The sequence below is a fragment of the Streptomyces sp. CNZ287 genome, assembly GCF_007827615.1.
On the sequence record NZ_VISV01000003.1, the window covers coordinates 253,587 to 277,984 of the forward strand.

General features: G+C 74.5%; 23 protein-coding genes and 1 pseudogene. 9 read left to right on the forward strand and 15 right to left on the reverse strand.

The annotated features are described in order from the left end of the window. Window positions 1-142 precede the first annotated feature (142 nt). The 4 genes from FB457_RS08665 to FB457_RS08680 all read right to left on the reverse strand — a co-directional run bounded on the left by FB457_RS08665 (window position 143) and on the right by FB457_RS08680 (window position 3,939). Entirely contained in the window at window positions 143-964 is an 822-nt protein-coding gene (locus tag FB457_RS08665; RefSeq protein WP_047018764.1) for an ATP-binding cassette domain-containing protein, read from the reverse strand. Further along, a complete protein-coding gene (locus FB457_RS08670; protein WP_047018763.1) occupies window positions 961-2,013 on the reverse strand; it encodes an ABC transporter permease in 1,053 nt (350 codons plus the stop codon). Before FB457_RS08670 ends, FB457_RS08665 begins: the two co-directional genes overlap by 4 nt. Then, window positions 2,010-3,011: a sugar ABC transporter substrate-binding protein gene (locus FB457_RS08675; RefSeq protein ID WP_047018762.1), complete on the reverse strand. Its 1,002-nt coding sequence runs from the start codon at window positions 3,009-3,011 to the stop codon at window positions 2,010-2,012. The genes FB457_RS08670 and FB457_RS08675 overlap by 4 nt, the downstream gene beginning before the upstream one ends. 163 nt (window positions 3,012-3,174) lie before the next feature. Next, the gene (locus FB457_RS08680) at window positions 3,175-3,939 is read right to left on the reverse strand and encodes a GntR family transcriptional regulator (protein ID WP_047018761.1); all 765 of its coding nucleotides are present in this window, start codon (window positions 3,937-3,939) and stop codon (window positions 3,175-3,177) included. Window positions 3,940-4,037: 98 nt separating this feature from the next. On the opposite strand from FB457_RS08680, the gene FB457_RS08685 reads away from it, so the two are divergent. Beyond that, entirely contained in the window at window positions 4,038-5,045 is a 1,008-nt protein-coding gene (locus tag FB457_RS08685) for a Gfo/Idh/MocA family protein (RefSeq protein WP_047018760.1), read from the forward strand. A 30-nt stretch (window positions 5,046-5,075) separates the two neighbouring features. Here FB457_RS08685 and FB457_RS08690 read toward each other — a convergent pair whose 3' ends face one another. Both FB457_RS08690 and FB457_RS08695 read right to left on the reverse strand, forming a co-directional pair. Continuing rightward, entirely contained in the window at window positions 5,076-5,696 is a 621-nt protein-coding gene (locus tag FB457_RS08690; protein WP_145781408.1) for a bifunctional 4-hydroxy-2-oxoglutarate aldolase/2-dehydro-3-deoxy-phosphogluconate aldolase, read from the reverse strand. Between the two features lie 100 nt (window positions 5,697-5,796). Further along, the gene (locus FB457_RS08695) at window positions 5,797-6,768 is read right to left on the reverse strand and encodes a sugar kinase (RefSeq protein ID WP_047018758.1); all 972 of its coding nucleotides are present in this window, start codon (window positions 6,766-6,768) and stop codon (window positions 5,797-5,799) included. A gap of 247 nt (window positions 6,769-7,015) precedes the next feature. Between FB457_RS08695 and FB457_RS08700 the strand changes: the two genes are divergently transcribed. Next, on the forward strand, window positions 7,016-9,724 hold the full coding sequence (locus FB457_RS08700; RefSeq protein WP_145781410.1) for a glycoside hydrolase family 84 protein: 2,709 nt from the start codon (window positions 7,016-7,018) through the stop codon (window positions 9,722-9,724). 69 nt (window positions 9,725-9,793) lie between these two features. Here the strand turns inward: FB457_RS08700 and alc are convergent, their stop codons facing one another. Next, a complete protein-coding gene (alc, locus tag FB457_RS08705) occupies window positions 9,794-10,894 on the reverse strand; it encodes an allantoicase (protein ID WP_145781412.1) in 1,101 nt (366 codons plus the stop codon). Then, entirely contained in the window at window positions 10,891-12,252 is a 1,362-nt protein-coding gene (gene allB, locus FB457_RS08710; RefSeq protein ID WP_145781414.1) for an allantoinase AllB, read from the reverse strand. Before allB ends, alc begins: the two co-directional genes overlap by 4 nt. 174 nt (window positions 12,253-12,426) lie before the next feature. On the opposite strand from allB, the gene FB457_RS08715 reads away from it, so the two are divergent. The 4 genes from FB457_RS08715 to FB457_RS08730 all read left to right on the forward strand — a co-directional run bounded on the left by FB457_RS08715 (window position 12,427) and on the right by FB457_RS08730 (window position 16,533). Then, window positions 12,427-13,218, forward strand: a complete 792-nt coding sequence (locus FB457_RS08715; RefSeq protein ID WP_145781415.1) for an IclR family transcriptional regulator — start codon at window positions 12,427-12,429, stop codon at window positions 13,216-13,218. A gap of 56 nt (window positions 13,219-13,274) precedes the next feature. Continuing rightward, window positions 13,275-13,928: a nucleotidyltransferase family protein gene (locus FB457_RS08720; RefSeq protein ID WP_145781417.1), complete on the forward strand. Its 654-nt coding sequence runs from the start codon at window positions 13,275-13,277 to the stop codon at window positions 13,926-13,928. A gap of 165 nt (window positions 13,929-14,093) precedes the next feature. Beyond that, window positions 14,094-15,695, forward strand: a complete 1,602-nt coding sequence (gene aceB, locus FB457_RS08725) for a malate synthase A (protein WP_145781418.1) — start codon at window positions 14,094-14,096, stop codon at window positions 15,693-15,695. A gap of 64 nt (window positions 15,696-15,759) precedes the next feature. Further along, on the forward strand, window positions 15,760-16,533 hold the full coding sequence (locus tag FB457_RS08730) for an SIS domain-containing protein (RefSeq protein ID WP_047018751.1): 774 nt from the start codon (window positions 15,760-15,762) through the stop codon (window positions 16,531-16,533). A gap of 450 nt (window positions 16,534-16,983) precedes the next feature. Here FB457_RS08730 and FB457_RS08735 read toward each other — a convergent pair whose 3' ends face one another. Genes FB457_RS08735 through FB457_RS08760 form a run of 6 tightly spaced genes read right to left on the reverse strand, consistent with a single transcriptional unit; the run spans window position 16,984 to window position 21,015 of the window. Next, entirely contained in the window at window positions 16,984-18,360 is a 1,377-nt protein-coding gene (locus tag FB457_RS08735) for an 8-oxoguanine deaminase (RefSeq protein WP_047018750.1), read from the reverse strand. 41 nt (window positions 18,361-18,401) lie between these two features. Then, window positions 18,402-19,379, reverse strand: a complete 978-nt coding sequence (pucL, locus tag FB457_RS08740; RefSeq protein WP_047018749.1) for a factor-independent urate hydroxylase — start codon at window positions 19,377-19,379, stop codon at window positions 18,402-18,404. Between the two features lie 3 nt (window positions 19,380-19,382). Beyond that, complete coding sequence (gene uraH, locus FB457_RS08745; protein ID WP_047018748.1) at window positions 19,383-19,784, reverse strand: hydroxyisourate hydrolase; 402 nt, start codon at window positions 19,782-19,784, stop codon at window positions 19,383-19,385. Between the two features lie 2 nt (window positions 19,785-19,786). Continuing rightward, a complete protein-coding gene (gene uraD, locus FB457_RS08750; RefSeq protein WP_047018747.1) occupies window positions 19,787-20,299 on the reverse strand; it encodes a 2-oxo-4-hydroxy-4-carboxy-5-ureidoimidazoline decarboxylase in 513 nt (170 codons plus the stop codon). Window positions 20,300-20,356: 57 nt separating this feature from the next. Beyond that, the gene (locus FB457_RS08755; protein ID WP_047018746.1) at window positions 20,357-20,746 is read right to left on the reverse strand and encodes a helix-turn-helix domain-containing protein; all 390 of its coding nucleotides are present in this window, start codon (window positions 20,744-20,746) and stop codon (window positions 20,357-20,359) included. Then, a complete protein-coding gene (locus FB457_RS08760) occupies window positions 20,743-21,015 on the reverse strand; it encodes a hypothetical protein (protein WP_173534898.1) in 273 nt (90 codons plus the stop codon). Before FB457_RS08760 ends, FB457_RS08755 begins: the two co-directional genes overlap by 4 nt. 121 nt (window positions 21,016-21,136) lie before the next feature. On the opposite strand from FB457_RS08760, the pseudogene FB457_RS35985 reads away from it, so the two are divergent. After that, window positions 21,137-21,598, forward strand: a pseudogene (locus FB457_RS35985) (NAD(P)-binding protein); the annotation flags it as partial. Between the two features lie 18 nt (window positions 21,599-21,616). Then, on the forward strand, window positions 21,617-21,889 hold the full coding sequence (locus tag FB457_RS35990) for a hypothetical protein (RefSeq protein WP_253911473.1): 273 nt from the start codon (window positions 21,617-21,619) through the stop codon (window positions 21,887-21,889). Here the strand turns inward: FB457_RS35990 and FB457_RS08770 are convergent. Then, window positions 21,846-22,940 carry a sensor histidine kinase gene (locus tag FB457_RS08770; RefSeq protein ID WP_047018745.1) on the reverse strand — a complete coding sequence of 365 codons (1,095 nt, stop codon included), beginning with the start codon at window positions 22,938-22,940 and terminating at the stop codon, window positions 21,846-21,848. The two genes, FB457_RS35990 and FB457_RS08770, sit on opposite strands and share 44 nt — an antisense overlap. 196 nt (window positions 22,941-23,136) lie before the next feature. Here FB457_RS08770 and FB457_RS08775 point away from each other — a divergent pair, with 196 nt between their 5' ends. After that, window positions 23,137-24,300, forward strand: a complete 1,164-nt coding sequence (locus FB457_RS08775) for a peptidoglycan bridge formation glycyltransferase FemA/FemB family protein (RefSeq protein WP_145781420.1) — start codon at window positions 23,137-23,139, stop codon at window positions 24,298-24,300. Window positions 24,301-24,398: the final 98 nt, after the last annotated feature.

Consider the following 24,398-nt stretch of genomic DNA (forward strand, 5'->3'; position numbering starts at 1 on the left):
CCTCCCTCGCACGGCGGAGTGGGCAGCGGGCGGCGGCGGGGCCGCACGCCGCCGCCGCGGGGTGCGGCGGCGGCTGCCGCGTACGGCGTCGGGCGTGGTCAGGCCCGTTTCCCCGCTCCGGCGCGGGCTCTCTCCGCTCCGGCTAGGACTTTTCCCGCTGCAGCTCGTGGCTGAGCTGCTCCAGCTCGCTGCCGCCCGCCATCTGGCGGGTCAGCTCGTCCAGGGTGATGCCGGCGCGGGCGTGGCTGCCTGCCATGGCCCCCCGTTTGAGCAGGATGAACCGGTCGCCGACGAGGTAGGCGTGGTGCGGGTTGTGGGTGATCAGGACGACGCCCAGGCCGTGGTCGCGGGCGGCGGCGACGTACTTCAGCACCACGCCGGACTGCTTGACGCCGAGCGCCGCGGTCGGCTCGTCCAGGACCAGCACCTTGGCGCCGAAGTAGATCGCCCGGGCGATCGCCACCGACTGCCGCTCGCCGCCGGACAGGGTGCCGATGGGCTGGTCCACATCCCGCAGGTCGATGCCCATGCGCAGCAGCTCGGCGTGGGTGGTGGCGCGCATCTTCGCCACGTCGAGCCGGCGCAGCGGGCCGCGGCCCAGCGTCGGCTCGGAGCCGAGGAAGAAATTGCGCCACACGGGCATCAGCGGCACCACGGCGAGGTCCTGGTAGACGGTGGCGATACCCCGGTCCAGCGCCTCGCGCGGATTCGACAGCCGGGAGTCCCGGCCGTCGATGCGGAAGCTGCCCGCGTCGTGCTGGTGCAGCCCGGAGATGATCTTGATGAGGGTGGACTTGCCCGCGCCGTTGTCGCCGAGCACGCAGGTGATCTCGCCGGGGTGCACCTGGAGGGAGACGCCCTCGAGGGCGCGGATGTTGCCGTAGTACTTACTGACGTCCGCCAGCTCCACCAGCGGCCGGCCCGCCGCGGACCCTGCGGCCGTGTCGTCCGTGGCCTTCGTCATCTGGCCGCCTCCGCGCGCTTGCGTACCCAGGAGTTGAGGATCGTGGCCAGCAGCAGCATCGCGCCGAGGAAGAACCAGAACCAGTCCGAGTCCCACTGCGCGTAGACGATGCCCTGCTTGGCCATGCCGAAGATCAGCGCCCCGATCGCGGCCCCGACCGCCGAGCCGTAGCCGCCGGTCAGCAGGCAGCCGCCGATCACGGCCGCGGCGATGTAGTGCAGCTCCAGACCGCGGCCCTCCGCGGACTGCACCACCCCGGAGAACGAGAACAGCAGGTGCTGCCCGGAGATCCAGGCCGCCACCGCGACGCCGAGGTAGAGCCCGATCTTGGTGCGCCGCACGGGGACGCCGACCGCGCGGGCCGCGTCCTTGCCGCCGCCGACCGCGAAGATCCAGTTGCCCCAGCGGGTCCGCAGCAGGATCCAGGTGGCCAGCGCGACCAGCCCGATCCACCACAGGATCGTCACCCGTACCTTGAACGAGCCGACGTCGATCGACGAGGCGAAGAGCACCCGCGCCGACTCGAAGCCCTGCATGTCCGAGATGGACTTCGTCGAGACCGTGCCCTGGATCCTCTTGGTGATGCCGATGTTGGCGCCCCACAGCATCAGGTACGTGCCCAGCGTGATGATGAAGCTGGGCAGCCCGGTGCGGACGAGCATGTAGCCGTTGAAGAAGCCCACGGCGAGGGTGACCAGCAGGGAGACGAAGACGCCCACCCAGACGTTGGCGGTCATCTCGTACGCGAACATCGTCGACGTCAGCGCCGCCGAGGTGACCAGCACGCCCGCCGACAGGTCGAACTCGCCGCCGATCATCAGCAGCGCCACCGGCACCGCCATGATGCCGATGGTGGAGGCGGCGTACAGCACGGTGTCCAGGCTGGACAGGAAGCTGTCCGCGATCACGGCGAAGAAGAGGAAGACCGCGACGGCGCCGATGACCGAGCCCAGCTCGGGCCGGCCGAGGAGCCGGTGCAGCGGGGAGGCGTGCAGGAGGCGTTCGTCCGGCGCCTTCGGCGCCGGGTCCGCCGGGAGGGTGGCGGTCATCGGGTGCCGCGCTCCGTGAACTTCTTCAGGTCCGGGGCGTCCTCCTCGGTGACGATGGCGGGACCGGTCAGCACGGTCTGGCCGCCGCCGATCACGTTGCCGTTCGTCTCGTACAGCCACAGCTCGTCGACCGCGAGGTAGCCCTGCAGATAGGGCTGCTGGTCCACGGCGAAGCTGAGCTGCTTGCTCTCCAGCGACGCCGCCACGGCCGCGTTCAGGTCGAAGGTCGCGACCTCCGCCTTGCTGCCGGAGGCGTCCTTCGCCTCGACCGCGGAGGCGGCGACGTCCGCGTTGAGGGTGACGACCGAGTCGATGCCGCCGTCGGCCTCAAGCTTGGCCTGGATCCCCGAGAGCACCGCGGGCTTGCTCGCCCCGTCCACGGTCAGGTTCTCCACCGAGCCGGAGAACGTCTTCTTCACCCCGGCGCAGCGCTGCTCCAGGCCGACGTTGCCCTGCTCGTGGATGACGCAGACGGCGTTCTTGCGGCCGCGCTCGTTCAGCTCCTCGCCGACCGCCTCGCCGGCGACCGCCTCCTCCTGGCCGATGTGGCTCAGGGCCCCGTACTCCTTGGAGAACTCCGCGCCCGAGTTGATCGTCACCACCGGGATGCCGGCGTCCACGGCGGCCTGCACCGCGCTCTTCATCGCCTCCGGCTTGGCGAGCGTGACGATGATGCCGTCGACCTTCTTGTCGACGAACGTCTGGACCAGCCGCGCCTGCTCGTCGTCCTTCTCGCTGTTGGCGTAGAGGAACTCGACGTTGTCCTTGGCGGCGGCCTGCTTGGAGCCGCTCTGGACGATGTCCCAGAAGGTGTCGCCCGGCGCGGAGTGGGTCACCATGGCTATCTCCATGCGGGGCGTGTTCACGCCCCCGCCGCCGCCCCCGCCGCCGTCGTTCTCCTCGGCGTCCTTGCCGCCGGAGTCGCTGCAACCCGCCGCGGCGACCGCCAGCAGGGTGGCCGTCGCCACCGCCGCGAACACCCGCGTGCTACGGGCCATACGGCTGCGCGCCATCTGGGTACCCGCCTTTCTTCCCTGGTCGTCCCCGCCGCCCGCGTGGCGGCTGGAGGTGTTCTAGCCGGGGGCGGGGGCCGAGTCAATGCCTTGTCCGATCATTCTGACCCGCGGCTACCCGCGAGTCACCCCGTGGGTCCCCGCCCGGTCAGCCCCGGTCGAGCAACTGGAACTCGAAGCTGTAGCGCGAGGCCCGGTAGAGGTGCGAGCCGAATTCCACCCCGCGCCCCGTGTCGTCGTACGTGAACCGCTCCATCGTCAGCACCGCGGCGCCCTCCTCCTCGCCCAGCCGCGCCGCTTCCGCGGCCGTCGCGGGCCGGGCGCCGACCCGCTGGCGGGCGCTGTGCAGCGCGATGCCGGCGGCGCGGAGCACCCGGTAGAGCCCCGTCGACTCCAGTTCGTCCGCGCGCAGCCCGACCAGCTCGGCGGGCAGGTGGTTGCAGAGCAGCGCGACCGGCTCGCCGTGGGTCAGCCGGAGCCGGTCCACGCGGACGACGTCGGTGCCCTCGGCGATGCCGAGGGCCGCGGCGACGTCCGCGGTGGCCTTCACCTCGGCCACCCCCAGCACCCGGGTGGCGGGTCGCTGCCCGGCGGCCTCCAGGTCGTCGTAGAGGCTGGTCAGGCCGAGCGGGCGGCGCACCTGGCTGTGCACGACCTGGGTGCCGATGCCCCTCTTGCGTACGAGCAGCCCCTTGTCGACCAGCGACTGGATGGCCTGCCGCACGGTGGGCCGGGACAGGCCGAGCCGGGCCGCCAGCTCGATCTCGTTGCCGAGCAGGCTGCCGGGGGTCAGCGCCCCCTGCTCGATCGCCGCCTCCAGTTGCTGGGACAACTGGAAGTACAGCGGGACCGGGCTGCTGCGGTCCACGCCGAGCCGGAGGGCCGGGACGGGGCCTGTGCCGCGCTTCGTCACGCTCCGGAGCGTAACGGTCGGGCCGGGCCACCGGAAGGCTTCACGTCAGGTTGTCCTGACAATTGACAATCCCGCTGGCCACGGGAGATTTTGAGGCCATGCGCATCGGACTCCTCGGCACCGGCAGGATCGGCGCCTTCCACGCGGCCGCGCTGCGGCGGCACCCGGACGTCACCTCCCTCGTGGTGACCGACGCGGACCCGCGCCGGGCCGCCGAGGTCGCCGCCCGTACGGACGCAGAGGCGGTCGCCACGCCCGCCGGCGCGCTCGCCGCGGGGGTGGACGCGGTGGTGATCGCCGCCGCCACCGCCGCGCACGCGGAGCTGCTGGGCGCGGCGGCGCGGGCCGGGCTGCCGGTGTTCTGCGAGAAGCCGATCGCCGTCGACCTGGCGGGCACGCGTGCGGCGCTCGCGGAGGTGGCCGCGGCCGGGATCGTGCTCCAGATGGGCTTCATGCGCCGCTTCGACGCGGGGTACGCCGCGGCCCGCGAGGCGGTGCGCGGCGGGCGCCTGGGGCGGCTGCACACCGTACGGACCGCCACCTCGGACCCGGCGCCGCCGCCGGCCGCGTACCTGCCGCTCTCCGGCGGGCTGTACCGGGACTGCGTGATCCACGACGTCGACGCGCTGCGGTGGGTGACGGGCCGCGAGGTCACCGAGGTGTACGCGGCGGGCTCGGACGCGGGCCCGGCGATGTTCCGCGAGGCCGGCGACGTCGACACCGCGGCGGCCCTGCTCACCCTGGACGACGGCACGCTGGCCACCGCGACGGCGACCCGCGTCAACGGGGCGGGCTACGACGTGCGGATGGAGCTGGCGGGCGAGCGGGACCAGATCGCGGTGGGCCTGGACGAGCGGACGCCGCTCACGTCCGTCGAACCGGGCACCCCGGCGCGGGCCGGCAAGCCGTGGCAGGGCTTCCTGGAGCGCTTCGGCCCGGCGTACGAGGCGGAGTTGGCGGCGTTCGTCCGGGTGGTCCGCGGCGAGCTGGCCAACCCGTGCGACGGCGCGGAGGCGCTGGCGGCGCTGCACGTGGTGGAGGCATGCGAGCTCTCGCGCCGCGAACGGCGCCCGGTCCGGGTCGCGGAGATCGCGGACGCGCCGTAGGGGGCCGGGCCGCCGCCCCGGCGGGCGTTGTCAGGCCGGGGTGAGGCGGGAGAGGAGGTCGGTGGCGCGTTTGGCCACCTCTTCGCGGTCGCCGCCGGAGAGGGCCGAGCCCATGCCGACGGCCACCGCGCCCGCGGCGATCCAGTCGGGGGCCTCGGCGATCGAGATGCCGCCGGTCGGCAGCACCGCGGCCTGCGGCAGCGCGGCCCGTACGTCCTTGACCCAGCCCGGCTCGTGTGCCGAGGCCGGGAAGAGCTTCATGACGTCGACGCCCAGCTCCAGCGCGCGCACCACCTCGGTGGGGGTGGCGACGCCGGCGAAGACCGGGATGCCGTAGCGGTGCGCGGTGGCGACCACACCGGCGTCGAGGTTGGGCGCGACGAGGTAGCGGGCCCCGGCGTCGACGGCCAGCCGCGCCGAGGCGGCGTCCAGGACCGTACCGGCGCCGATGACCGCCTCCGTGCCGGCCTCGCGGCGCAGCGAGCTGACCAGCTCCAGCGCGAAGGGCGTGGTGAGCGAGATCTCCAGACTGCTGATCCCGGCGGAGAGCAGCGAGTCGGCGGTGGCGGCGGCACCGTCGTAGGTGTCGCTGCGGACGATGGCGACGACCCGCTGTTCCAGCGCGGCCCGGGTGATCTCCCAGCGGTACACGTTTTCCTCCGGCGGTTCTCTCTGGGCGTCCTACCGGGCGGCGCCCGGTGCCGCGTTGCCCGGGGCGGGTACGGCCGCACGTCTCGTACGGGCCGGGCGCTCAGCGGTGGACCGCGTCGCCGCCCGAGGTGAACGCGGCGAGCGCGCGGTCCCGGGCGGCCGCGGTCGGCAGCCCGTCGGTGTCGGTCACGGTCTGGATGACGAGGGCGGCGACGCAGGCGCCCTCGGCGAGCGCGCGGTCCAGCGGCAGGTCCCGCAGCCGGGCGGAGAGGAACCCGGTGGCGAAGGCGTCGCCGGCGCCGACTGGGTCGGTGAGCCGCACCTCGTACGGCGGCTGGTCGACGCGCTCGCCGGCGGCGGTGAGCGCGGTGGCGGTGTGGTCGGCGCGCTTGATCACGACGGTGTCCGTACGGCCGCGCAGCAGCCGCGCGGCGGCGGCGTCGGCGGGCTCGCCGGTGAGCATCTCCAGCTCGTCGTCGCCGGCGAGCAGCAGGTCGGCCTCGGCGAGCAGCGGTCCCACGACCTCCGCCCAGCGTTCGGGTCCGGCGAGCTTGCGGCGGACGTTGGGGTCGAAGGAGACGAGGGCGCCGGCCGCGTGGGCGAGTTCGACCAGCTTGACCGTCGCCTCGGCGGCGGACGGCGACAGGATCGGCGTGATGCCGGAGATGTGCAGCACCCGCACGCCCTCGACGACCTCGGGGCTGATGTGCTCGGGGGCGAGGCGGGAGGCGGCGGAGCCGGCGCGGTAGTACTGCACGTCGATGGCGCGCTGCGGGTGGCTGTCGCGGAGCAGCATGCCGGTGGGCGCGTCCGGGTCGACGTCCGCGTACGACACGTCCACGCCGTCCGCGCGGAGTTGGGCGAGGACGGCCTCCCCCGCGGGGTCCGCGCCGACGCGGCCGAACCAGCGGGCCCGGTGCCCGAGCCGGGAGAGCCCGGCGGCGACGTTCGACTCGGCGCCGCCGATGGCGCGGCGGAAGTTCACGGCGCGCGCCAGCGGCATCCCGGGCTCGGCCAGCATCAGCAGCATGGCCTCGCCGCAGGTCAGCACCTCCGGTGCGGGTTCCGCCATCAGTTCCTCCCCGGTGGTGGCGCGCGTTCGTGCTCCGATCCGTCCTCCGAACGTTATCCCGGGCGGCGCCCGCGCCGGTATGGCGGGGGCACAGCGGCGACCCCGGCGAGCGGCCCGTTCGGGGCGCCGGGGACGACGTGAGTCCATGCCGGAGCGCGGGTAAGTCCATTGCCTCCGGGGCGGGTCGGGGTGACGCTCGACGCTGAGTGACTTGTGCACTACACGCCCGAGATCCCGGAGGTTCCGGATGCCCGTCCCCCGCCCGGCCGTCGTCGGCGCCGTACTCCTGGCCCTGGGCTTGAGCCCGCTCGCCGCCCCGCCGGCCGCCGGCGCGCCACCGCCGCCGGCCAGGGCCGGCGACATCAGCCCGACCCCGCGCTCCGTCGAGGCGCGCGCCGACGGCGTCACCGTGACCCGCACCGTCACCCTCGTCACCGGACCGGAGCCCGACGGGCCCGCGCTCGCCGTCGCCGAGAAGGCGCTGCGCGACGCGGGGGCCGAGGACGTACGGCGGACGGCGACCGCCCCGGACGAGGGCCGCGGGCTCACCGTCTACCTCGGCGGCCCCGACGCCAACCCCGCCTCGGCCGTCGCCCTCGGCGCCCTCGGCGTCGAGGGCCCCGCCGGGCTGCCCGCCGACGGCTACGTCCTGGCCGCCGGCACCGCGGAGCCGGCCGGCGGCACCCCCGGCGGCGACGGCATCGTGCTGGCCGGCGCCGACGCCTCCGGCACCTACTACGCCGCCCAGAGCCTGCGCCAGCTCCTCCCCCACCGCGACTCCCCCGGCACCCGTGTCGCCGGCACCGCCGTCCGCGACTGGCCCGGCACCGGCTGGCGCGGTGCCATCGAGGGCTTCTACGGCGTCCCCTGGTCCCACGCATCGCGTCTGGACCAGCTCTCGTTCTACGGCGAGCACAAGATGAACATCTACGTCTACTCGCCCAAGGACGACCCGTACCTGCGCGAGCGCTGGCGCGAGCCGTATCCGGCGGACGAACTCGCCCGCATCGCCGAGCTGGTCGAGCGCGCCCGGGCCAACCACGTCGAGTTCACCTACGCTCTCTCCCCCGGTCTGTCGGTCTGCTACAGCTCCGACGCGGACGTGCAGGCGCTGAACGACAAGTTCCAGACCCTGTGGGACATCGGCGTCCGCACCTTCGCCGTGCCGCTGGACGACATCAGCTACACCGACTGGAACTGCGCCGCCGACGAGGAGCGCTTCGGCACCGGCGGCGGCGCCGCGGGCGCGGCCCAGGCGCATCTGCTCAACCGCGTCAACCGCGAGTTCGTCCGCACCCACGACGGCGCCGAGCCGCTGCAGATGGTGCCGACGGAGTACTACGACACCACCCCGTCCCCGTACAAGAAGGCGCTCGCCGAGCAGTTGGACGAGGACGTGCTGGTGGAGTGGACCGGCATCGGCGTCGTCGCGCCCGTGATGACCGTCGCGCAGGCGCGCGACGCCCGCGAGGTCTTCGGCCACCCGATCCTCACCTGGGACAACTACCCGGTGAACGACTACGCGCAGCAGCGGCTGCTGCTCGGTCCGTTCAACGGCCGGGAGAAAGGGCTGCCGGGCGAGCTGGCGGGGATCACGGCCAACCCGATGAACCAGGCCGCCGCGTCGAAGCTCGCGCTGTACACGGTCGCGGACTTCGCCTGGAACGACGCCGCGTACGACGCGCGGGAGTCCTGGGCCGGGGCGCTCGCCGAACTGGCGGGGGGAGACCGGCACACGACCGCCGCGCTCCGGGCCTTCGCCGACGCCTCGTACGGCTCGGCGCTCAACCCCGGGCAGGCGCCGGAGCTGTCGGCGGCCATCGCCGCGTACTGGGGCCGCGGCGGAGAAGACGCCCTGGACGACGCCCTGGCCGCCCTGGAGGCCGCGCCGGGCGTGCTCCGCGACCGGCTGCCCGACCGGGCGTTCGTCGAGGAGTCGGGTCCCTGGCTGGACGCGACCCGCGACTGGGGCACCGCGACCCGCACCGCGCTGCGGATGGTCGAGGCCGCCCGCGACGGCGACGGCGACCGCGCCTGGCGGCTGCGGCAGCGGCTGCCGGAGCTGGTGGACCAGGCCACGTCGCACATCTACACGGGGCTCGGCGGGCGCGAGGTGAAGGTCGTCGTCGGCGAGGGCGTGCTGGACGCCTTCGCCGCGGACGCCGCGGCGGCGCACGACCGCTCGCTGGGGCTGCCCCCGCGGCCGAAGGGCGCGACGAACCTCGGTACGTACCAGGGCAACACCGTGGACCGGATGACGGACGGCGACGACTCGACGTTCTTCTGGAGCGACGGGGCGCCGCGCGCCGGCTCGTGGGTGAGCGTGGACCTGCACGGCGAGCGGGAGATCGGCGAGGTCGGGCTGGCGATGGCGAAGTCCGGCAGCCCGAACGACTATCTCCAGCAGGGCGTGCTGGAGTACTCGGCGGACGGCGAGACCTGGCAGGAGCTGGCTTCGTTCTCCGGTACGCCGGACGTCGAGGCGACGGCGCCCGAGGGCACGAAGGCGCGGTACGTGCGCGCCAGGTCGACGGCGGCGCAGGGCAACTGGCTGGTGGTACGGGAGTTCACCGTCGCCGGCGGCGGCCCGGCCACGACGGCGGGCGGTCCGCCGGCGGCCGAGGGCAGCTCCCTGGCCGCCGCGGCGGACGGCGACACCGCCTCCGTCTACCGCGCCGCGCGGGCGCCGCAGGCGGGCGAGTCGCTGGACATCCGCTTCGCGGAGCCGCGCGCGGCGAAGTCCCTGATCGTGCTCCGCCCGCAGGACGCGCCGAACGCGGGCGCGACGGTGCAGATACGCAACGAGCCGGACGGCCCGTGGCGTACGGCGGGCACGCTGGCCGGCGCGTACACCGAACTCCGCGTACCGGGCGGGGCGGTGGCGGAGGTGAGGCTGCGCTGGTCGGGCGGCGGGGCCGTGCCGCAGATCACGGACGTGGGGGTGGCCGGAAGCTGAAGCGCGGTGGCCCGGCGGCGACCTGACGCGGCCGCCGGGCCACCGCCGGTCACGGGACTGTCCGCCCCCTCACCCGTCCCCCGCACCGGCCCCGCCCTCCGGCGCCAGGCTCCCGTGCAGCCGCAGCCGCGAAATTCCCCCGTCCGGATGGATGTCGATACGCGCGTGGGTGGCGACCGCCGCCGCGGGCAGCACGAAGCGGTGGTTGGTGTCCGGCTGGAGGCGGGTGCGGGGCAGGATCTCGGTCCACCCGCCCGCGGACCCGTCCCGTACCGACACCGCCGCCCAGCCCGCCGCGTTGCCCTTCAGATACGCCGTGTCTATCTCCACCGCCCGGATCTCCCCGCGGCCCGCGAGCGCGTAGCGGATCCAGTCGTGGCCGGTGTCACGGCGGCGCCGCGTCTCCCAGCCGTCGTCCATCTGCCGCGAGCGGCCCGGCCTGATGGTGTTGACGGGCGGGGAGTAGAAGCGGTCGGAGGCGTCCTCGACGCGGCCGCCGTGCTCCAGCGCGACGAGGTCGAAGGTGCCGAGCGCCGCCAGCCACGCCGGGTCCGGGACGACCTCGCCGTGGACGCGCAGGCGCGCGATGCCCCCGTCGGGGTGCTGGCGCAGCCGCAGATGCGTGAACCGCCGCCCCCCGGCGACCGCGAAGCCGTTCGCGGCGTGGCCGCCGACCTCCGTGCGGGGCACCAGTTCCGTCCACCGCACACCGTCCGCGAGCAGCGCCTCGGGCGACGGCGCGCCGGGGACCTCCGCGCCCTCGACGCTCACGGAGTGGGGGTGGTTGCCGCGGAAGTGGGCGGTGTCGACGACGATGCCGTGTACGACGCCGGGGGCGCCGAGGCGTACCAGCGCCCAGTCGTGGTCGCCCGCGGCCGGGTGCGGGGCCCCGGCGGAGGCGCCGCGGCGGCGCCTGGTCTCCCAGCCGTCCATGACCTTGCCCTTGTGCCCGAACGCCGCCGGGTCGAACTCCGCCCGCTCCGGCCGCAGCAGGTTCTCGCGCGGGGCGAAGAACTCGTCGTTCGCGGCGATCACCGCGCCGCCGAGGCGGCGGTCGGCGAGGTCCGGCAGCGCGGCGAAGGCGAAGTCGGCGGTGCGGTAGTCGGCGTAGGGGTCGCCGCCGCCGTACGGGGCGGCGGCGCCGGTGAAGCGGGTGATCTGGGCGGTCATGCCTGCTGCTGCCTTTCGTCCCGGTCGGTACGGCCGAGGAGGAGGCCGCGGGGTTCGGTGTGCACGCCGCCGTGGTGGATGCGGCGGCCGCGGAGCCAGGTGGCGCGTACGACGCCGTGGAGCCTGCGGCCCGCGTACGCAGTGAGGCGGTTCCTGTGCTCCAGGCCCGCGGGATCGACGGTGAAGGCGGCGTCGGGGTCGAGGACCGCGAAGTCCGCGTCGCGGCCCGGCTCGATGGCGCCCTTGGCGGTGAGCCCGGCGAGCCGGGCGGGGCCCGCGGCCATCCAGCGGACGACGTCGGCGAGCCCGTGGCCGCGGCGGCGCGCCTCGGTCCAGACGGCGGGCAGGCCGAGCTGGAGGGAGGAGATGCCGCCCCAGGCGGTGGCGAAGTCGCCGGTCTTCAGCTCGGCGGTGGCCGGTGAGTGGTCGGAGACGACGCAGTCGATCGTGCCGTCGGCCAGGCCCGCCCAGAGCAGGTCCCGGTTGGCGGCCTCCCGTATCGGCGGGCAGCACTTGAACTCGGTTGCGCCGTCCGGGATCTCCTCCGCGGTGAGGGTGAGGAAGTGCGGGCAGGTCTCGGCGGTGACGGGCAGCCCGGCGCGGCGGGCGGCGGCCAGGGCGGGCAGTGCGTCGGCGGAGGAGAGGTGCAGGACGTGGACGCGGGTGCCGTGGCGCTCGGCGAGCGCGACGACCCGGGCGACGGCCCGGTTCTCGGCGGCGCGCGGGCGGGAGGCGAGGAAGCCGGCGTAGCCGGGTCCTGGGACCTGCGGGGCGCCGTCGAGCACGTCGGGGTCCTCGGCGTGGACGATGAGCAGCGCGCCGAGGCGGGCGGCCTCGGCGGCGGCCCGCTCCAGGTCCGTACCGGCGAGCCGCGGGAACTCGTCGACGCCGGACGGGGAGAGGAAGCACTTGAAGCCGAAGACGCCGGCGGCGTGCAGCCGCGCGAGGTCGGCGGTGTTGCCGGGGATCGCGCCGCCCCAGAAGCCGACGTCGACGTGCGCCCGGGGGCGGGCCACTGCCTGCTTGACCGCGAGCGCCTCCGTGTCGGTGGTCGGCGGCAGGCTGTTGAGCGGCATGTCGATCAGGGTGGTGATCCCGCCGGCGGCGGCGGCCCGGGTGGCGGTGGCGAAGCCCTCCCACTCGGTGCGGCCGGGGTCGTTGACGTGCACGTGGGTGTCGACGAGGCCGGGGAGCAGCGCGTCGTCGCCGCAGTCCGCGGCGCGGGCGCCGGGCGGCGGGGGGGTGTCGTACGGCAGCACGGCGGCGATCCGGCCGCCGGCGACCGCGACGGCGGCGGGCCGCACGCCCTCGGGGGTGACGACGCGGCGTGAGCGCAGCACCAGTTCGGCGTCCGGCACCCGGTCTCCTCTCGGCGGTCCACGTCTTCAACGTTCTGTTGAAATGCACTGTCGTCGCGGGTGCCCGCCCTCGTCAAGGGCCGGTTCGCGGGCGGCTTGGCGGATTCCACATGCTGAAAGCCGGATTCCGGACCGTTAAGCTGCGGTCGCACCCGTACGGAAGGAACCGCGAACGTGCCCCGCAGCACCGATGAGCCCAGGCCGCCCGCAGGCGGCGGCGTCCAGTCGCTGGAGCGCGCCTTCGACCTGCTGGAACGGATGGCCGACGCGGGCGGCGAGGTGGGGCTGAGCGAGCTGGCGGGCAGCAGCGGGCTGCCGTTGCCGACCATCCACCGCCTCATGCGGACCCTGGTCGCCACCGGCTGCGTACGCCAGCAGCCCAACCGTCGCTACGCGCTGGGCCCGCGGCTGATCCGGCTCGGCGAGAGCGCGTCCCGGCTGCTCGGCACCTGGGCGCGGCCGCATCTGGCGCGGCTGGTGGAGGAGACCGGCGAGACCGCGAACATGGCGCTGCTCGACGGCGACGAGGTCGTGTACGTCGCGCAGGTGCCGTCGCGGCACTCGATGCGGATGTTCACCGAGGTCGGGCGGCGGGTGCTGCCGCACTCGACCGGCGTGGGCAAGGCGCTGCTCGCGCACCTGCCGGACGGGGAGGTACGGGCCCTGCTGGCCCGTACCGGCATGCCGGCGGCGACCGAGAAGACGATCACCTCGGCGGAAGTCTTCCTCAAGGCGCTGGCCGCCGTCCGCGCGGACGGCTACGCGGTGGACGACAACGAGCAGGAGATGGGCGTGCGCTGCCTGGCCGTCGCGGTGCCGGACGCGCCCACGGCGGCGGCGGTCTCGATCTCCGGGCCCGCGGGCCGGGTGACCGAGGCGGCGACGGAGCGGATCGTGCCGGTGCTCCAGGAGGTCGCGCGGGAACTGTCGGCGGCGCTGACGGACGCGACCGCGGGCGCGGACTGACGGCGCGGCGGGACGGCCCTCATGACGCGGCACACCACCGGGAACGGGCGCTTCGGATGAGCGCGCCCGCCGGATCACCCGGCACGGGCCCCGCCGTCGCCGGGCTGCTCCTCGCCGCGGGCGGCGGACGGCGGCTCGGCGGGCGGCCCAAGGCGCTGCTGCCGGCCGGCCCCGCCGGGCGGCCGCTGGTGGAGCGGGCGGCCGGAGTGCTGCGGGCGGCGGGCTGCGCGCCGGTGCACGTGGTGCTGGGCGCGGCGGAGGAGGCGGTACGGGCCGGGGCGCGGCTGGCCGGCTGCGTAGCGGTGTCCAACCCGGACTGGGAGTCGGGCATGGGCTCGTCGCTGCGCGCCGGTCTGGCGTCGCTGGAGCCGACCACCGCCGCGGCGGCGGTGGTGCTCCTGGTGGACCAGCCGCGCGTCGGGCCCGCGGCGGTCGCGCGCGTGGTCGACGCGTACGCCGCCGGGGGCGCCGGGTTGGCGGCGGCCACGTACGGCGGGGTGCGCGGCCACCCGGTGCTGCTGGGCCGCCCGCGCTGGCCGGAGGTCGCGGCGGGCGCCACCGGCGACCGGGGCGCCCGCGACGTGCTGGCCCGCGCGGCGCGCCGGGGCGAGCTGGCGCTGGTGGAGTGCGGTGACGTCGCGGCGCCGGACGACGTGGACACCCCCGCGGATCTGGCGCTGCTCGACGAGCCGCGGGCAGGCTGGCACTGAGCGCCGCTCGGCCCGTACCGAAAGCCTCTCGACGTCAACAGACCGTTGAACTTCCGGCATAAGGAAACTATTCTCCACAGGCCAGAAGGGTTCGGAATGCGTTTCCGGCCGCCCACGCCACGTTCCGCTGCGCCCGGCACCCCGTGCCGCCAAGGAGTGACAGCCATGTCCGCAGTCGTCGCCGCCGCCGAGCCCGCGTCCCGCCAGGACGACGTCCTCACCGACGCCGCCCTCGCCTTCCTCGGCGAACTCCACCGCCGGTTCACCCCCCGCCGCGACGAACTCCTCGCCCGCCGCGCCGAACGCCGCGCCGCCATCGCCCGCACCGCCGCCCTCGACTTCCTCCCCGAGACCGCGGCCGTCCGCGCCGACGACACCTGGCGCGTCGCCCCCGCCCCGCCCGCGCTGGAGGACCGCCGGGTGGAGATCACCGGCCCCACCGACCGCAAGATGACGATCAACGCCCTCAACTCCGGCGCCCGGGTCTGGCTCGCCGACTTCGAGGACGCCTCCGCACCCACCTGGGAGAACGTCATCGGCGGCCAGGCCAACCTCATCGACGCCTACGAGCGCCGCATCGACTTCACCGACCCCGCGTCCGGCAAGTCCTACGCCCTCCGGCCCGCCGCGGAGCTGGCGACCGTCGTCGCCCGGCCCCGCGGCTGGCACCTGGACGAGCGTCACGTGACCGTCGACGGCCGCCCCGTGCCGGGCGCGCTGGTCGACTTCGGGCTCTACTTCTTCCACAACGCCCGGCGGCTGCTCGACGTCGGCAAGGGCCCGTACTTCTACCTGCCGAAGACCGAGTCGCACCTCGAGGCGCGGCTGTGGAACGAGGTGTTCGTCTTCGCCCAGGACTACTGCGGCATCCCGCAGGGCACCGTGAGGGCCACCGTCCTGATCGAGACCATCACCGCCGCGTACGAGATGGAGGAGATCCTCTACGAGCTGCGTGACCACGCCTCCGGCCTCAACGCCGGCCGCTGGGACTACCTCTTCTCGATCGTGAAGAACTTCCGCGACGGCGGCGCGAAGTTCGTCCTCCCCGACCGCAACGCGGTCACGATGACGGCCCCCTTCATGCGCGCGTACACCGAACTCCTCGTCCGCACCTGCCACAAGCGCGGCGCGCACGCCATCGGCGGCATGGCCGCCTTCATCCCCTCCAGGCGCGACCCCGAGGTGAACGAGGTGGCGTTCGAGAAGGTGAAGGCGGACAAGGACCGCGAGGCGCGCGACGGCTTCGACGGTTCCTGGGTCGCGCACCCGGACCTGGTGCCCCTCGCCCTGGAGTCGTTCGACGCGGTGCTCGGGGAGCGACCGCACCAGAAGGACCGGCTGCGCGAGGACGTGTCCGTGGCCGCCGCCGACCTGATCGCCGTCGACTCCCTGGACGCGAGGCCGACGTACCCGGGGCTGGTCAACGCCGTGCAGGTGGGCATCCGTTACATCGAGGCGTGGCTGCGCGGCATGGGCGCGGTGGCCATCTTCAACCTCATGGAGGACGCCGCCACGGCGGAGATCTCGCGGTCGCAGATCTGGCAGTGGATCAACGCGGGCGTCGTCTTCGACGACGGCCGGCGGGTGACGGAGGAACTGGTGCGGCGGATCGCGGCGGACGAACTCGCGGACCTCCGCGCGGAGCTGGGGGCGGAGGCGTTCGCGGCGGGGCGGTGGCAGCAGGCGCACGACCTGCTGCTGCGGGTGTCGCTGGACGCGGACTACGCGGACTTCCTGACGCTGCCCGCGTACGAACTCCTGGACTGACGCGCCCGCCCCAGCTGCCGGCACCCTCTGGCGGAGCGGGGTCCTCACGTGGTCGCATGCTGCCATGACCGACGACACACACGACTCCCGCGACCCCGGCGGTGCCTCCGGCGCCGCCGCCCGCGCCGCCGTGGCCGGCCGCTTCCGCGGCCTGCTCGACGACCTCGACCGGACCGCGGGGACGGCGGTCGCGGACGCCGCCACGCTGATCCTGGACGCCGTCGCCGCGGGCGGCCTGGTGTACGCGGCCGGGGCCGGGCACTCGCTGGCGATGGTCTGCGAGACGTTCTACCGTGCGGGCGGGCTGGCCTGCGTACGGCCCGTGTGGGACCCGGAGATCCTGCCGCTGAACGGCGCGACGGCGAGCACCGCCGCGGAGCGCCGGCCGGGCTCGGGGCGGGCGACGGTGGAGCGGGTGAAGCCCGGGCCGCAGGACGTGGTGGTGGTCTTCTCCACCAGCGGCCGGAACCCGTATCCGGTGGAGATCGCGCAGGAGTGCATGGCGCGGGGGGTACCGGTGGTGGCGGTGACGTCGATGCAGGCGTCGGCGAGCGCGACGGCGCGGTCGAGCACGCGGCTGGCGGACCACGCGACGGTGGTGCTGGACACGCGGGTACCGCCGGGCGACGTGGTGCACCCGCAGGAGTCGCCGCGCACGGCGGCGGTGTCGACGGTGCTGGGGGCGTACACGTGGGCGCTGCTGCTGGCGGAGCTGGACGAGCGGGCGGCGGAGCGGGGGGTGGAGCTGCCGCGGTGGGTGAGTGCGAACGTCCCGGGCGGGGACGAGGCGAACCGCCGCAACTTCACCCGCTACGGGGGCCGCGTCCCGGAGCTGTAGGGGCTTTCCCCTGACCCGCCCCGCCCCGGAACCCGGGGCCCCCGGGGCTCCGCCCCGGGCCCCGGGGGGGCGCCGCCCCCGGATCAGCCCTGACGGCGCCGCTGGTTGCCGATCGCCGCGTATTGCTGCGCCGGCTTCGCGCGCGTCGAACAGCTACCCCTGCTCCGCGTCCGCGCCCTCGTTCGGGAAGCGGGCGGTGCGGGATCCCGTCGGCACGCCGCACCCTGTGTCGGGTGCCCGTCGGCATCGTCGCTGCCCGGGACTCCGACGAGGGTGCGTCGGCTGCTTCGGTCCAGCTCCTCCTGGAACCCGGCGCGGGCGACCCGTCTTCATCGGCCGCACCGGTTCCCGGGGCGCAGGCGGGAAGACCCCCGGGCCGCGCCGGGAGTTCCTCCCCCGCCCCGGTCCCGGCCGGGGCCGTCCCCCCGGCCGGGAGTCTGTGGGCTCTCCTCAGTCGCCGCTCGCCAGCCGCGCCAGTCTTCCGGCCTCTTCCCTCGTCTTCGCCGCCACCGCCTCCTCGTCGACCGTCACCAGCCGGCCCTCCTCCACCACCGGCTTTCCGTCGGCCAGCGACAGCGTCACCGGCGCCGGCGCGCCCAGGACCAGGGCCGCCACCGGGTCCGCGATCGAGGCGTGGGCCAGGCCGTCGAGTTTCCACAGCACCAGGTCCGCCAGCTTGCCCGGCTCCAGGGAGCCGATCGCGTCCTCGCGGCCCAGCACCTGGGCGCCGCCGTACGTGGCCAGGCGCAGGGCCTGGCGGGCCGTCAGGGCCTTCTCCCGGTGTGCGCCCAGCCTGTTGATCAGCAGCGCGTTGCGCAGCTCCGTGTGGAGTTCGCCGGACTCGTTCGACGCGCTGCCGTCCACGCCCAGGCCGACCGGGACGCCCGCCGCCAGCATGTCCGGGACGCGGGCGATGCCCGCCGCCAGGCGGGCGTTGGACGAGGGGCAGTGGGCGACGCCCGTGCGCGTGCGGGCGAAGGCGGCGATGTCGGCGTCGGTCATGTGGACGCAGTGGGCCATCCACACGTCGTCGCCCAGCCACCCCGTGGATTCGAAGTAGGCCGTCGGGCCCATCCCGAACCGCTCGTGGCAGAACTTCTCCTCCTCCACCGTCTCGCTGCCGTGCGTGTGCAGCCGCACGCCCTTGCGGCGGCCCAGTTCCGCGCCCTCGCGCAGCAGTTCCGTGGAGATGGAGAACGGCGAGCACGGCGCCGCCGCGACCTGCACCATCGCGTCGTACGACGCGTCGTGGTGCGCGTCGATGACCGCCTCCGTGCCCGCGAGCGCGCCGTCCAGGGTCTCGACCGCGAAGTCCGGCGGCAGTCCTCCGGCCGTCTCGCCGAGGTCCATCGAGCCGCGGGCGAAGGTGAAGCGCAGGCCCGTCTCGCGCGCGGCGCGGATGATGGCGCCGGAGAGGTCGCCGGCGCCGCGCGGGTAGACGTAGTGGTGGTCCATCGCGGTGGTCACGCCGCCGCGCGCGAGCACCGCCAGCGAGCCCTGCGCCGCCGCGTGGCACATCGGCTCGTCGATGCGCGCCCAGGTGGGGTAGAGGGCGACGAGCCAGTCGAAGAGGTTGGCGTCCTGGGCGAGGCCGCGGGTGAGCCACTGGTAGAAGTGGTGGTGGGTGTTGACGAGTCCGGGCGTGGCCAGGTGTCCCGCGGCGTCGATCCGGCGCGCCACGCCGGCGAGCCCGGCCGGCGCCGGACCCGCGCCCACGGACTCGATCCGGTTGTCCGCGACGACGACGTGCCCGGAGGCGTACTCCGTGCCCGCCGCGTCCACGGTGGCGATCGCGCAGTTCTCGACGACGGTGCGGCGTGCTGCCATGGGTTCCTCGGCTTCCTTCACCGGCGGCGGGTGGCCGGCGGTCAGAGGTTGGTCATGTCCTCGGGGATCCGGGCGTCCGCGCCGGCGCGCAGGACGGTCGCCTCGATCAGACCGTACGGGCGGTCGGCGGCGAAGTAGACGGCGCCGTCCGCGGCGTCGTTCTTCAGCCCGAAGGGCTCCAGGTCGACCCGGAAGTGGTGCTTGTTGGGCAGGGAGAAGCGGATCTCCTCGATCTCGGGTCGGTGTTCGACGACCCGCGCGCCCATGGCGTACAGGCTCTGCTGGAGCGAGAGCGAGTAGGTGTCGGCGAAGGCGGTCACGAGGTGCTTCGCGGTCTGCCCGTACGACTCGTCCCAGGCGGGCGGCTCGGCGCCGGCCGTACCCGCTGCGCCGGTCCAGCGGTGCCGCCACCAGGCGGAGACCTCGGTGGCGAGGATGCGGTCGTAGTCCTCCTGGAGCGTCGTGTACGCGTCCTTGGCGTAGCCCCAGAACTCCGACGCGGTGGTGTTCATGACCACCAGGTCCTTGAGGCCGCCGAGGACTTCGAAGCGCTCGCCGTCGTAGGTCACCTGGGCGACGCGGGTCTCCCGGCCGCGGCGTACGAAGGAGTGGCGAGTGGGGGTACCCCCGCCGGTGAGGGCGTAGCCGGCGGGGGAGGGCGCGTCGATCCGCTCCCAGGCGTACTCCTCGACGCGGATACGGGCGCGGTGTATGGCCTCCTGGGTGGTGGTGAAGTGCCGGGCGAGGTGGACCGCGAACGCCTCGGGGGACTCGATGCCGTACCGCTTGGCGAAGGCGTAGACGGTGTTCTTGGTGGTGTCGGTGGGGAGCACGTGGGTGTTGGTGCCGGAGTAGTGGACCTCGTCCATGTCACCGGCCAGCGCGACCGAGACGTTGAGGTCGCGGACGTGGTGGGTGTCGCCGTCGCGGGTGACCTTGACGACGCGGGTCTCGGCCTTGCCGTACTGGTTGCGGCCGAGCACGGCGGGGCGCGCGGCGCGCGCGGGGCGGTCTGCCATCTGCTAGCTCCCTCGGTATACGGAGTAGCCGAACGGGGTGAGCAGCAGCGGCACGTGGTAGTGCTCGCCGGAGGCGACGGCGAAGACCACCGCCACCTCCGGGAAGAACGCGCCGCCGTCCCGGTGCGCGGGGGCGTCCTGCCGGTCCTCGGCTGCTGGTTCGCTGAGGTACGGGCCGGTGGCGAAGACCAGCCGTACGTGGGTGGTGCCCGCCGGCAGCGCCGGGAGGTCCCGGACGCGGCCGTCGGCGTCGGTGGCGGAGGCGGCGTGGGCCGTCCAGCCGCCGGTGCCCCCGTCTCCCGTACCGCCGGTCCTGACGGAGAGTTCGACGGCGACCCCGGCCGCGGGGCGGCCGACGCTGGTGTCCAGGATGTGCGTGGAGACGGAGGCGGCGCCGACGCTCACGGTCAGGCTCCTTCTGCTTCGACGAGGCGGGTCAGCCGGATACGGTTGATCTTGCCCAGCTCGCCGCGCGCGATCTCCCGCTCCCGCTCCGGCGCGTTGCCGAGGCGCGCGCGCAGCGCGTCGCGCATCCGTACGGCGCCGAGGCCGGTCGCGCAGATGAGGAAGACGTGCCCGAACCGCTCCTGGTACGCGAGGTTCAGCTCGCGCAGCTCCGCCCGCAGTTCCTCCGGCGCCCCCGCCATGCCCCGCTGCTCGCGCGCCGAGGCCGGGTCGCCCGGCGCCGGCCGGCCGATGGGCGGGTGCCCGGCCATCGCCTCGGCCAGCCCCGTCTCGTCGAGCGCGGCGAGCGCCGCCTCGGCGGCGGCGTACAGGTGCGCGGGCTCCGGGTAGGGGCGGCCCGCGGCCACGGCCGCGATCCAGGGGCCCGCCGCGCACACCTCGTGCAGCAGCGCGGCAACGGCCTGGTCGTCGGCGGAGTTGAGCCGGGCGAGGCCCGGCGGAACGCGCGAAGTCACAGCCGCAAGCTATGAGCCCCCGGCGCACCGCGTCAACAGTTTGTTGAATTTTCCGGGTCAGCCGCCCTCGCGCGGCGGACCCTGCCCTGCTTCCCTGTTCAGGTAGTTGTAGATGGTGAACCTGCTGACGCCCAGCGCGCCGGCCACCGTCTCCACTCCGTGCCGTACGGAGAACGCGCCGCGGGCCTCCAGGACCCGTACGACCTGCTGCTTCGCCTTGCGGTCGAGCTGCGCGAGCGGCACGCCGTGGCGGCGCTCCAGCTCCGCGAGCATGTGGTCGAGCGAGTCCGCCAGGTGAGGCAGCCGGACCGCCACGGCCGGGCGGCCCTCCCAGGACAGCACGACATCGTCGCCCGCCGCCGCCTCCGGCGGGACCATCTCCCCGCCCATCGCGTCGACCAGCGGCTTGACCGCGGCGACGAACGGGTGGTCCGCGGACTCCGTCATGCGCCGGCCTTCCCCGGCTCCTCCGGCGCGCCCCCGACGACGCTCACCTGCAGTGAGATCCGGGTGGCGCCGGACGCCAGCGATCTGCGCAGCAGTTCGTCCACCGCGTCGAGCACGACCTCCGCGCCGCCCTCGGCACTGTTGCCGAACGGGCCGACGTCGACGGCATCGAGGTCCGCCGACTCCACCAGATCCCGGGCCGCCACCGCGTGCGGCGGCGGCTCCTCCAGGTCGAACGGCTCGGTCGTGAACTCCACCCTGAGTCGCATCCGAGCAGCATACGTGTCCGGTCACGGCTCCGGCGGCGGCCGGGCGGCGCCGGGGCGCCGCTCGCAGGCGCCCGGGACAGCGGGTTGCCTAGCGTAGCCGCGTGATTCCGGGGGGTGACACATGACAAGGAACCTGCGGGTGGCTGTCGCCGGCGCCGGGCTCGGCGGGCTCGCCGCCGCGGCGGCGCTCGTCCGGCAGGGCCTGGAGGTCGCCGTCTACGAACACCGGCCCCGGCTGCCCGGGGACGAGACGGCACTGCACCTCGCGCCCAACGGCACCCGCCTCCTGCAGCGCTGGGGCCCGGGCACGCAGTTGCTCGCGCTCGCCGTGCAGCCGGTCGCGCTGGAGTTTCCGCGAGTGGAGCGACGGCACGCTGACCTGGCGGCAGCCGCTCGGCAGAATGGGCCCGGGCGCCTTCGCGGCCCCGTACTGCACGCTGCTCACCGACGAGAGGTACGACCTGCTCCTCGCCCGGCTGCCGCAGGAGCGCATCCGGCTGGGCCGCCGGCTGTCCGGCTTCACGGAGACGGCGGACGGCGTGGAACTGGAGTTCGCGGACGGGGCAGCGCGACGGCCGACGTGCTGGTGGGCGCCGACGGCGTGCGTTCGCTGGTGCGCTCCCGGCTGATCGGCACGCCCCGGCGCGTCTACCACGGCACCACCGCCTGCAGCGGCGCGCTCCAGGCCGACGAGGTGCCGGGGCTTGCCCGCGACCGGATCACCGTGTGGCTCGGCCCGGAGTCCCGTGTGGTGGGCGCGCCGGTGTCGCAGGGCGAGCAGATCGGCTTCGCCGCCGGTGACATCCGGGGCCCCGGAGGCTCCGGGTTCGTCAGGCGCGGGCGGGCGGGGGCGCCGGCGGCAGCACGACGGTGACGCGGAGCCCGCCGGAGGAGCGCGGGGTGAGGGTGAGCGTCCCGTCGTGCGCGTGGGTGAGGGTTTCGACGATGGCCAGGCCGAGGCCCACGCCTGCGCGGTCGCTGTGGACGCGCTCGGTGCCGCGCTGGAACGGCTCGGTGAGCGTCGGGGCCAGCTCCGGGGAGATGTGCTCGCCGGTGTTCTCGACGATGAGCACCGCCCCGGTGCCGTGGGCGCCGGTGCGCACCCGGACGACTCCGTGCTCGGGCAGGTTGTGGACGATCGCGTTGTGCACGAGGTTCGTGGTCAACTGCAGCAGGAGCGCCGTCGACCCGAAGGCCGGGGTGATGTCGCCGGAGGTCTCGATGGTGACACCGCGCTTCTCGGCGAGCGGGAGCAGTGCCTCGGTGGCCTCTTCCGCGAGCAGGGACAGGTCGACGTGCTCCCGGCTGAAGGACCGCTGTTCCGCGCGGCTGAGCACGAGGAGCGCCTCGGTGAGGTCGATCGCGCGGGCGTTGACGGTGCTCAGCCGGTCGACGAGCTTGCCGGGTTCGTGGGCCGGGTCGCTGCGGGCCACGTCGAGGAGCGACTTCGAGATCGCGAGTGGCGTACGCAGCTCGTGCGACGCGTTGGCGGCGAATCTCCGCTGCTCGGCGACGTGGGCTTCGAGCCGGGCGAGCATCGTGTCGAAGGCGTCGGCGAGTTCGCGGAACTCGTCACTGCGGCCCGGCAGCCGGATCCGGTGGGAGAGCGAGCCGTTCGTGGCCATGCGGGTGGCGTCGGTGATGCGCGTCAGCGGGGCGAGCATGCGGCCGGAGAGGATCCATCCGCCCAGGAGGCCGAAGCCCAGGAGGAAGAGCATGACCGCGGCCGCGGTGGGGGCGAAGCCGCGTACGAAGTGGGTGCCGGGGGTAGCCCTCCATGCTCCCTCCGCGTTGGTCTGCAGCCACCCCTCCCGTACGAGGAACAGTCCTATGGCGGCGAGCAGCAGGGCACCCGCGAGCATGAGGAATCCGGCGTAGCTGAGGGTGAGCTTGACGCGAACGCTCAGACCCGGCCGCCTATTCACGGCCGCGCCTCTCCCGTCCGGTGCCGGCTGTCAGAACGTGCATGGCACACATGCTAGGAGCCGGGGCATATCGTCCAGATATCGAAAACCCTCCGCATCCGGGCGCCGGGCCGTGACCCTACCCGCCGGTAGCTTGTCGTCGGCGTATCGAAAACCCCATACGTGCGGACAACATCGCGCCGTCTTGACTGGGGGCATGTCCTCCAGCAAGCCGGGCCCGAGCCTGTCCGTCCGGCCGATCACCGCCGCCGAGCACCTGGCGTTCGTACGGCGGCAGCGGTCGGTCAGCTTCCTGCAGACCCCGGCGTGGGGCCGCGTCAAGACCGAGTGGCGCAGCCAGTCCCTCGGCTGGTACGACGGCCGGGGGATGGTCGGCGCCGGGCTCGTCCTGCACCGCCCGGTGCCGCGGCTCGACCGTTTCACGCTGGCCTACCTGCCCGAGGGCCCGGTCCTCGACTGGACCGGCGGGATCGACGCGTGGCTCGACCCGCTGGCCGCCCGGCTCAGGGCAGACGGCGCGTTCGCGATCCGGCTCGGCCCTCCGGTGCGTACCGCCACCTGGAACGCGGACCAGGTCAAGGAGGGCATCGCCGACCCCGGCGTCACACGCCTCACCGACGTCTCCGGGCACTGGGCCGACCCGGTCGGCACCCGCGTGGCCGGCCGGCTCCGGGACGCGGGCTGGCTGCCGCAGAGCCCCGAGGACGGCTTCGGGACCGGGCATCCGCAGTTCAAGTTCGAGATCCCGCTGGCCGGCAGGACCGAGGACGACCTGCTCGCGGGCATGAACCAGCTCTGGCGCCGGAACATCAAGAAGGCGGCCAAGGCGGGTGTCGAGGTCACGGTCGGCGAACGCCCCGAGGATCTCGGGGCGTTCCACGCCCTGTACGCCCACACCGCCGAGCGCGACCGCTTCACACCGCGTCCGCTGGGCTACTTCGAGACCATGTTCGCCGCGCTGGGCGCCGAGGACCCCGAGCGCATCAGGCTCTATCTGGCCCGGCACCGGGGCGAGCTGGTCGCCGCCGCCGTCCTGGTCCGCGTCGGCGCCCACGCGGTGTACGCCTACGGCGCCTCCTCCACCGCACACCGCGACGTGCGCGGCTCCAACGCCTGCCAGTGGGCGATGATCCGCGACTCGCTGGCGGCCGGCTGCGACGTCTACGACCTGCGCGGCATCACCCCGACCCTGGACGCCGGCGACCCGCACATCGGGCTGATCCAGTTCAAGGCCGGCACCGGCGGTCAGGCCGTACGGTACGTCGGCGAGTGGGATCTGCCGCTGCGGCCGATGGTCTACCGGGCCTTCGACCTCTATCTGAAGACGCGCGAGTCCCGCAGGCGGCGGGGGCGGGCATGAGCAACGGCCGGGGCGCCGGCCCGGATGCGGCCCGCGACCTGCCGTGACCCGGCCGTCCGAAGGGCGGCGGCGGGGCGGCACTGATCTCCCGGCTCGCC